The sequence below is a fragment of the Zhongshania sp. genome, from assembly GCF_041584495.1.
Classification (GTDB): Bacteria; Pseudomonadota; Gammaproteobacteria; order Pseudomonadales; family Spongiibacteraceae; genus Spongiibacter.
In genome coordinates this window covers 1-9,332 of the sequence record NZ_JBFHDY010000131.1, presented here as the reverse complement: position 1 = coordinate 9,332, position 9,332 = coordinate 1, and the positions used below count along the sequence as shown (strand labels likewise).

Annotated in this window: 6 protein-coding genes; 2 read left to right on the top strand and 4 right to left on the bottom strand. The window is 51.9% G+C overall.

Features of this window, described 5'->3' with window-relative positions; all coding sequences use genetic code 11:
- Together ABYP33_RS15960 and ABYP33_RS15955 are read right to left on the bottom strand one after the other, a co-directional pair.
- Nucleotides 1-1,347 (bottom strand): UvrD-helicase domain-containing protein (locus tag ABYP33_RS15960; RefSeq protein ID WP_373092145.1); only part of this gene is annotated, 1,347 nt, incomplete at its 3' end.
- Nucleotides 1,344-4,022 (bottom strand): PD-(D/E)XK nuclease family protein, encoded by a 2,679-nt coding sequence (locus ABYP33_RS15955; protein WP_373092144.1) that lies wholly within the window; start codon nucleotides 4,020-4,022, stop codon nucleotides 1,344-1,346. The genes ABYP33_RS15955 and ABYP33_RS15960, both read right to left, overlap by 4 nt.
- Nucleotides 4,023-4,454: 432 nt before the next feature.
- On the opposite strand from ABYP33_RS15955, the gene ABYP33_RS15950 reads away from it, so the two are divergent.
- Nucleotides 4,455-6,623 carry a di-heme-cytochrome C peroxidase gene (locus ABYP33_RS15950; RefSeq protein ID WP_373092143.1) on the top strand — a complete coding sequence of 723 codons (2,169 nt, stop codon included), beginning with the start codon at nucleotides 4,455-4,457 and terminating at the stop codon, nucleotides 6,621-6,623.
- A gap of 19 nt (nucleotides 6,624-6,642) precedes the next feature.
- On the top strand, nucleotides 6,643-7,989 hold the full coding sequence (locus tag ABYP33_RS15945; protein WP_373092142.1) for a cytochrome P450: 1,347 nt from the start codon (nucleotides 6,643-6,645) through the stop codon (nucleotides 7,987-7,989).
- A 37-nt stretch (nucleotides 7,990-8,026) separates the two neighbouring features.
- On the opposite strand, the gene ABYP33_RS15940 is transcribed toward ABYP33_RS15945, so the two are convergent.
- Both ABYP33_RS15940 and ABYP33_RS15935 read right to left on the bottom strand, forming a co-directional pair.
- Nucleotides 8,027-8,281, bottom strand: a complete 255-nt coding sequence (locus ABYP33_RS15940; protein ID WP_184462786.1) for a DUF2164 domain-containing protein — start codon at nucleotides 8,279-8,281, stop codon at nucleotides 8,027-8,029.
- A 38-nt stretch (nucleotides 8,282-8,319) separates the two neighbouring features.
- Nucleotides 8,320-9,332, bottom strand: a 1,013-nt coding sequence (locus tag ABYP33_RS15935; protein WP_373092141.1) for a TIGR03862 family flavoprotein, incomplete at its 5' end; no start/stop codon positions are given.

The following is a 9,332-nucleotide window of genomic DNA, read 5'->3' as shown; positions in this document are numbered from 1 at the left end:
GCTGCGGCCATCATCATCTTCCCAGCCCTGGCACAAGGCCTCGAGCAATTCGATTTGGCTCACCGAGGTGTCTTGCATCTCGTCCACCAAAATATGACGAACCCGATCCTCCACCAATAGTGCATCGCCAATGGCTTCGCCATGTTCAATAGCACCTTCGCTGCTCAGGGCAATAATCGCGCGCTGGGCGATTTCGCCAAAATCGACGCCGCCTTTGCGCTCAAAACTCAGTCGCAGATGAGCAAGCAAATAGACGAGAGCGAGACGGAAATGGCCGACCAATTCGCGGCTACTGTCGGGAAAATACGGTGGCGGTAAACTCGCAATGCAGGCGAGGAGTTCTGATACCTGCGCAAACTGATCTGTGTCTTCTAGGTTTTTAAGCCAAGCCTTGGCCTCGGCGGTGCCCGGCCGCCCGGCTTTAAGTCCGGCATAATTTAAAGAGCGGGGTTTATACAACTCACCCTTGCCGCTGAGCATGGTGCTCGCTAGGGTTTGAATTAAGGCAAAGTCCTCTAAACCCAATTCCGCCGCCGAACGTAAATCTGCCGCCCAAACGTGGGCTTCATTACTGCCCGAAGATTCCGTAAAGCCGCGAATTAATTGGTCTATATTTAGGGTCTGCAAGGCTTCCCAAGCGGGCCCAAACTGGCTGCTGACTTCCTCGGCAAGCGCCCGCTCCATTTCGTCGATATCGCCACTAAGTACGTCTTTTAACCACTGATCGCGTTTCGATAACAGCGCCGCAAGCAGAGGTAGCAACGTCTCGATGCGGTTGCTGCCGTAGGCCAATAAACTCTGCAGGGCCTCGGCCAGTGCAGGCGGGCAATTGGCGGCATCCATCTGCCTAAACAGACTGAGTATTGCCTCGCGATAAAGGGCATCGGCATCGCTAACCGGCGCGGCGGCGCCCAAGCCCGACAGCAAGGGCAGACGGCGTACCAAGCTGCCGCAAAAGCTGTCGAAGGTGGTTATACGCAGGCGGGCGCTGTTATCTAGCAGGGACCAATGCTGGGCCGCGTCATGGGCCAACACCTGATTCACCGCATCACGAATATCTTCTTCAAAGCCTGAACTAGGCGGCTCGCTATTATCACCGCTCCGGGCCTTAGCGCCGGCTTGCAGGGCATGGATAACCCGCTCTTTAATTTCACCTGCCGCTTTATTGGTAAAGGTAATGGCGACTACTTTTTCGGGCTGGTCGACGGTGAGCAAACAGCGCAAATAGCGCAGCAATAAAACACCGGTTTTACCGGAGCCCGCAGGGGCGCGCACCAAAACTGAATGGCTGGGATCCACGGCGTGTTCGCGCTGATCTTGATCTGGTGGGCGAGGAAAATCGCTCATTCGGCGTCCTCCTGTTCAACGGCATCGCGCAGCAGAGGCAGTAAAAACTGACTAAAACTGCGACCGTAATCTTGGCTGTAATCGTGCTGGATATTGCCCGCCAAAATGCCTTCGGCCATGCCTTGCAATGCCGTTGACCAGGCATCCAGTTCGGCCTGCCATTTATCGGGGCTGTCGACGTCATTGTCTTTGTCTGGCCGTTTTGCAATCACGCTGTTGGCCCAATTACTGCGCATGTGAATAGCTAATTCCTCGGGGCTTTTAAGCTGGGCGAGCATGACGCCGTCGATATGCAGTGAATCCTTAGTTTCATCTCCCGACTGCACCAAAGCATAGATCGGCAACTGGGGTTCGGTCAGGCTATCGACATTAAGTGAGCGGCCATTAATGCTGCCGGTTTTATAGTCGATCACCAGATGCTTGCCGCCAATATTATCGATGCGATCCATGCGCAGGCGCAGGGGAATACCTGCCAATTTGGTTTCGATTAATTGCTCCACCGCAATGATTTCAAAATCTTGTAGACGCTGTTTTTCTTTTTCTTCCAGCCAGCTGCACACCAGACGAATCACCCGTTCTTTTTCAATATTTAGCAGAGACTCACCGAAGCGGACAACGTTAAATTCCGGCCCCTGCAAGGCCTGCTCACAGCAGTTGCGCACTAGCGCCGCTAATTGAACGCTGTTTAAAGCATCTAGGGCAGCCTTGGTTTTTAACCGCTGCCAAACATGCTGCATGGTGTCGTGAACCAAAATGCCCTGCACGCGATGATCCAACCCTTCGGCAGGCTGAGGAAATTCTCGAAGATTTAAGCGATATTTTAAAAATGCGAAGAACGGACTGCTGGCGTATTCCTTGAATAAGCCAGTGCCACCGCGAATGCTATCACGCTGACTGGGGTCTACCCCCCGTACCTCATCGTGGGCAGGTGTCGTCACTTGACCGCTGGTTTGGTAGCGATTACCAATATCCCGCAGCTCGTCCTCTTGCCACTGAGGCAGTAGAGAACAGGGGCCTTGTGGACTGCCAACGTCGCTTTCTCGGCAATGACTAATATGTACCTGGGGCGCCGACGCTAATAGACTATTTAACAGGGCGCGGTCGCGCTGCAAACACAGACCGGGATCGCTGTCTTCCAGCCCAGCTCGCTGCTGTAATTCCAAGGGCAAAAATGGCGAAGGTTCAACGCGACGCGGCAGGACGCCGTCATCAAGGCCCATAATCCACACGGCGTCAAAGCGCAGGCCGAGGGCATCGTCGTATTGCATTATTCGCACCGGGCAAGCCCAGTCGCGACTGACTGAAAAGCGCTTAGTACTGAGAATATGTTGCAGCCAAGACAATGCGCTGTCGTGGCTCACCGGGCCCAGTTGCCGGTCGAGGGCGCGAAATACATCCATAGCCTGACTAAAACCACGGCGGCATTGCTCCACCACGGGGTCGTCGTCATCGGCATTAGGCCAGCCCGCACTGAGCAGTAACTGGTCAAAAAATCGCACCCACTCCGAGGGCAATTGCGCACCCGGCATGGTTTTGAGCATAGCGGTCAAGTCGTGAAGAAAATCACTGACCTGCGGCTCGTCACGCTCGATTTTCTTTGCCAAGGCCAGCGCGCTTTTGAGGGTGGTTTCTGGGCCGAGGCGATCTCGCCAGCGCAAATCCAGCTGCGCCCGCAGACTGCGCGCCGCTGGCCAGCCGCGCACAAAACGCGAGCGCAGCACTCGGCTAAGTTGTTCGAGCGGCAGGGCCTTAGGGGCAAGGGAAATTAAATCCCAAGCCGATTTAATGAGCGGGTAAGACAGCAAGGTCTCGCTGCCATCAAAAAACCACGGCTCTCTAGCCTGGGTGTCTGCCACCGGAAACAAGCCACTTGGGTAAAACTGACGCTGCAAGACCGCCTGCAGCACCGGTTGATATTGGTTCATGTCCGGCACCAATACCGCGAGCAATTTACTGGCGTGCTCACCCTCTGCGCTAAAGTAGTCGCCCAGCCATGCCGTGAGCGCTTCGCACTCTTGAGCCAATTGCGCTGCCGATTGAAAGCGCGGAGTGGTCTTATAGCCGTCAATGGCCAGGCGCTTAATCGACAGCAGCGCCGCACATTGCCCAATAAAATACTGCGGTGCGGGACTAAGACTTAACTCCGTGCTCAGTATTAGTTGATCGGGCAGGTCTAAGCTACCCTCGGCCAGCATGGCCAATAAGGCAGCAGGCAATTGCTGGGCGCTCAGTGCCTGCTGCTCATCTAACTTGGCCTGTAGCGCTTGCTGCCAGTGATGAAAAGCTTGGTACTCTTGGGAAAATAAATAATACTCGCGGTCACTGCTCAGGCGATACTGGGCGTGGAGCTGAAAAGCATCTACAAACTGGCGAGCAATCGCCATGCTATTTAGACAGTTGTCAGGGAAGTAATCACTGGATTCAATAATGTCTCTGGCCAAAGCCAGTAATTGAATCGGGCGCAGCACTTGCTTAGCCGGAAAACTCGCATCCCATAACTCGGCAAACCACTGATCCAGTGGCATCACCGTAATGGTTTCGATAAATGCCTGATCGTGACTGCCGCGCAACTGGGCAATGCGCTCACGGCATTGGCGAGCGCTGGCATCGCTGGGCATCAACACCACACTGTGGCCCGCAAGGGTCAGTAACTCTGCGAGTGTAAGCTGTTCCAAAAGCGCGTCCCTTCCCATTAGCGTGCAGTAATCTTAGCCGCTAATGATAACCCACTCGCCTCACGAAAACTTGAGCGACGTTAAAGCATTTCTCTAACCGAGGCTGGAGGCCACCACGTTGCGTAGGCCACCATCGCCACTAAAAGAAATGCCCAAGAGTTAACTGTACCAAAATCCAAGCCACCTTTTATCTAGAGGTTTACTCATTAAATCGCCAGCCGCTTCCCCCAGCTTTGTTGCGCAGATTTAGCACTCTGACATAGTGATAGTTTTTTCCTTATATAGCAGCCTTTGTTTGCTAAATTTAGTTTTAACTGCTATTTATTGAGCACGTCGACATTCACTAAGCCCAGTATTATCAGTGCTTTTGTCGGCACTTCACTATGTCACACACAATAATAAAATCGTATTAATTTGGCAAGGAGCGCCCAAATGTCCATATTATCCCGTGCCGCCAGCCCGCTCGTCTTAGCGTATCGCTACCGTAAATTGCTGTTTATTTTCATCTTAATACTCGGTTTAATCATGGCCCTAGCGCTCGCTGCGGGCAAAACCTACCAACACTGGGATCAAGATCCGGATCGCGGCGCCATCGCAATCGCCAACGGCGCTTTTGGCGAGAGTTATAGCACCCCAGTTTACACTGGCGATCAAGGCTGGGATGCCGCCGACAGCTTGTGGTTTTACAATACCACTCAGGGTTCTGACCTTATTCCCTACGATTTCTTTTTAGTCTTAGAACAAGAAAATACTGACGAATTATTCCGCGCCGATCTCAACATCGACAAGTTTCGCTATCTACCACAAAAGTCGACATTCTTTAATCCAGACGGCCTCCCCGTAGGCTTTGTAAAAGACAGTTATCAAGGTCACGATTACATGGGCTTTACCTGTGCGGCCTGCCACACCGGACAAATCAATTATCAAGGCCAGGCGATTCGCATTGACGGCGGCCCAGCCATGGCAGATCTTGTCGGCTTTTTACACGCACTGGAAAAATCCATGGCGGCCACCCTCAAAGACGAAACCAAGCTCAACCGCTTTGTCGACAAGGTCTTGGCCCTAAACAATAATTACCACGACGCCGATAAAGTCATTAGCGATCTTCGTGAGTGGATGCAAATTATTGCTTTATATAACACCGTAAACCACAGTCACATCAAATATGGCTATGCCCGCCTCGACGCTTTTGGCCGGATATACAACCGCGTGTTACAGCATATTATTAACCGCGAACAACTCGCCGAAGCCTTGGCACTAAGCACCTCGGTCACTGGCCGACCACTGCTTAACGCCAGCCAAATAAATGCCGTGCTTGAAGGGGTCGGCGAAAATATATTAATAGACTCACAATTCGCTCTAGTGCTAACACGCTTAGCCTCTAGCGACGGAGACTACCCCGGACTAAGCCAGCGCGAACTATTGCGCATTCGCAATATGATTTTTAATGAACCCGATGCGCCGGTTAGCTACCCCTTTCTTTGGGATATTGCGCAGTCTGACTATGTGCAATGGAATGGCTTGGCGAATAATGCCGGCGTGGGACCACTGGGCCGCAATGCTGGCGAAGTCATAGGCGTATTTGGCAAATTAGATTGGTCTTCTCATAAACCCGGTTTCAATTTCTCGTCGATCTCGGCATGGATAACCGGGCAGAGCAGGAAGAGTGAGCAAATCGATTTTAAATCGTCTATTGATTTAGTAAACCTGCAACGCCTCGAGTCGCATTTACGTGGTTTGCAATCGCCAAAATGGCCAGAGCAAATACTGGGGAAAATCGACCTTAAAAAAGCCGAGCGCGGCCGCTTTGTCTACGCTCAATACTGCCAGTCTTGCCACGAAGTCATTAAACCCGACAACTGGGATCGCGTCGTCATTGGCAAAATGATGGACATAAATTTAGTAGGCACCGATCCGGCAATGGCGGTGAATAGCGTCAACAGCTCGGGCAAATCGGGCAATTTTAACCAGACCGTACAGGCCACGGATGTCGGCAAACTCTATATTGCCGTCGATGCCCCAGTGGTACAAATACTCACGTCGGCCACCAAAGGCGTGGTCGCCACACCTGACCCAGATAAAAATTCAATTCGCCGAGTCTTAGATTGGTTCTACACTATTGCGATGTCTTTTTTCGACAACGAGATTAAAGCCACCATCAAAAGCGGTAATTACCAAGCCGACACCACCGCGCAACCGTATAACTCACTGCTAGCCTATAAGGCGCGCTCCCTTAATGGCATTTGGGCAACGGCGCCTTTCTTGCACAACGGCTCGGTACCCAGCTTATACGATTTACTGCTACCGAAAAAACGGCTGTGCCCAGAACCCGTGGTGGCGGGCTGTATTGCCGACCCAGAGGAAGGAGAGTATCGACCCGATGAATTTAAAGTGGGCAGCCGAGAATTTGATCCTGTTAAAGTTGGTTTGCGCAGCAGCGGCTACGACGGTTCTAACTTTACGACCTTCAGAGTCGGGGACTTAAACGCAGGCCACGAATACGGCGCGGGGCGCACACCCCAACTGGACGGTAAAACCGTACTGCCAGCCTTAACGCCCAAGCAGCGCTGGGATCTAATCGAATATATCAAAACCTTGTAAAGGATGACGGGGACCCAACATGAATACACGCAATTATTTAGCGGAGTATGACGCTGCGCCAATAGCTGAGAAATATCCCATGGTGCAGGCGTGGATGAAATCCGAGCCGCTGCCCTTTTTTAAACAACTACGCGCCGAGCGACCAATTTTAATTACCCCAGAGTGCGTACTCGTTGCCAAGTTCTGTGACGTGCGCGACGCCCTGCAAATGCCAAAAATATTTACTGTAGATTTGTATAAATCAAAGATGGGTGTGACCGCCGATGATCCCGGCTATTTAATGGCTCACGACGACGATGCCCTGCATTATCGCGAAAAATCCCTGATGCAGGGCATGCTCAACCGCGACGATATTCCCCGGGTTCGGCAGCTTATTGCCAGGGCCAGCAAAGGCATTTTAGATGGCGCCTCAGGGAATATTGAAATTGTTAACGACTATTGCCGCACAGTGCCAACTATTCTCGTACAAGACTATTTTGGTTTAGACGGCGTTGATAAAAAGGAGTTGATTAAATGGTCGTTCTGGAATCAATATGACGCCTTTCACAATCAGCCCTTTAATTTAAATAGCCCCGAAAAATACCAACACATTATTGACGAGCACAATAAAGTATCCAGTGAGCTAGTAAGCTATATAACTAAGCTAATGGCCCGCAAACTTCTTGCGGTCAAGGCTGAGCAAGCTAAAAACATTCTGCTCATTGGCTGGTATGGATTAAAGGCTTTGTTCCGTAAACTCGCTGGCCAACAGCCGCCAGCAGCGAGCGACGATATTGTTAGTCGAATGCTGCGCAGTAGCTTTGCTAGGGAAGTCGACTTTTCACTACTGCGGGTGGGTGTCAACGCAGGCGGATTATTAATTGGTGCAGTAGAAACCACCTCGCAAGCGGTGGCACAAACCATACAGTATTTTTTGGCCCACGAGAGTTTGCTTGCCTCGGCGCAGCGGGCAGCCCAGCTAGAGGATGTCGAGGTCTTTGACAAGATGGTGTGGGAAGCGCTGCGCTTTGTGCCCATCGCGCCCTATGTATTTCGTCGCACTGCCCAAGAGTACACATTGGCGAATGGCTGCGCCTGGCAAACAACCATTCCCGCCAATAGCAATGTACTGCTACTCACCCAGTCGGCCATGTTTGATGACTACGCCTATGACCAGCCAGACGACTTCCAACCCGAACGAAATTATTACCACCACTTCAACTTTGGCTTTGCCTCCCATGAGTGTTTGGGCAAATACGTGGGCATGGCGATGATTCCAGAAATGGTGCGTCAGGTTTTACGCCGCACCGACCTGCGCGCCAGTTCGGTAATGGACTTTAAAGACGGTCCCTTCCCTGAGGATTATCGTTTGCAGTGGCGGGCATGAGCAACGCCTTGGGCACGACAGGGCATAAAAATCGAGTCTAACGCACGAAATTCGTGGGTTTTTCTATTTCGTATAAATCATCAGAAATAGACGCTAATTTTGCCTCCAAAACGGCCTTGGCATCATTAAGGCCCCGGTTGTAAAAGTAAGCGCCGACTTCCTCCGAGAAAAAATCGATCAAAAATTCGGCTTCAAACTTACCAATATCTTGGTCTAATTCAGCGATAAAATAGCGCTGCACCTTGTCAATAATTAGCGTTTTTTCATCGGCGGAAAACTCTATCATCGCCATTTTTAAATCTCCATTTGAAGTGCTTAAACATAAATAATTTAGTGCGCAGAAAGTCGTTTACTCGCCGCACGCCCCACCCAGCGGCCACTCGCAAAGCACGCTGTTAATAAATAGCCACCTGTGGGTGCCTCCCAGTCCAACATTTCACCCACGCAGTAAGTGCCCGGCAGTTTTTTTAGCATAAAGTTTTCATCTAACTCGCTAAAACAAACCCCCCCGGCGGTACTAATAGCCTCATCTAAACTGCGGGTGCTGCACAAGGTTTGCGGCAAGGCTTTAATCAGGGCCGGTATGGCGTCTATATTTGCCATCTGCGCCTTGCTGGTCAGGGTTTTGAACAGGGCTAGTTTACTGCCAGACAGCCCGCATTGTTTACGTAGTACATTGGCAAGGGAATCCTTGGGACGACGCTTAGCAATCGCCTGTTGCAGTTTCTCTACACTGCGGTCGGGGTCCAAATCCCAATAAACCGTGCACTGGCCACGCTCCGCAATTTCGTCACGAATTGGCGCCGATACACCGTATACGGGACCACCCTCAATGCCGTAGGCCGAGATAACGGCATCGCCCTGCTGTCGCCAAAGCTGGCCATGGCAATCGGTGACGCTAATCGCCACGGTTTTAAGCGGAGCGCCAGAGTGCTCGGCGATAAAATCAGGCCGCCATGGGTATTCAAAGCCGCAATTACTTGGCCGCCAGCCAGCGCATTGAATACCCTGCTGCGCAAATAGCTCGAGCCACTTACCGGTAGAACCCAGTGCCGACCAACTGCCACCACCCAGTGCGAACACCGTAACATCAGGCTTAAGACTCAGGCTTTGCTCTGGCCCTTGAATTAGGATTTCACCGTCGGCACCCCATCCCCGCCAGTGATGACGGTGATGAATACGCACTCCGCTGGCCCGCAATTTCTGCAACCAGCGGCGCAAAAGCGGGGCGGCTTTTTTTTCAACGGGAAATACGCGCCCCGAACTACCAACAAAAGTCTCTACCCCTAAATCCGCCGCCCAAGCCCTTAGAGACTCGGCATTAAAGGCGTCTAAACACGGCT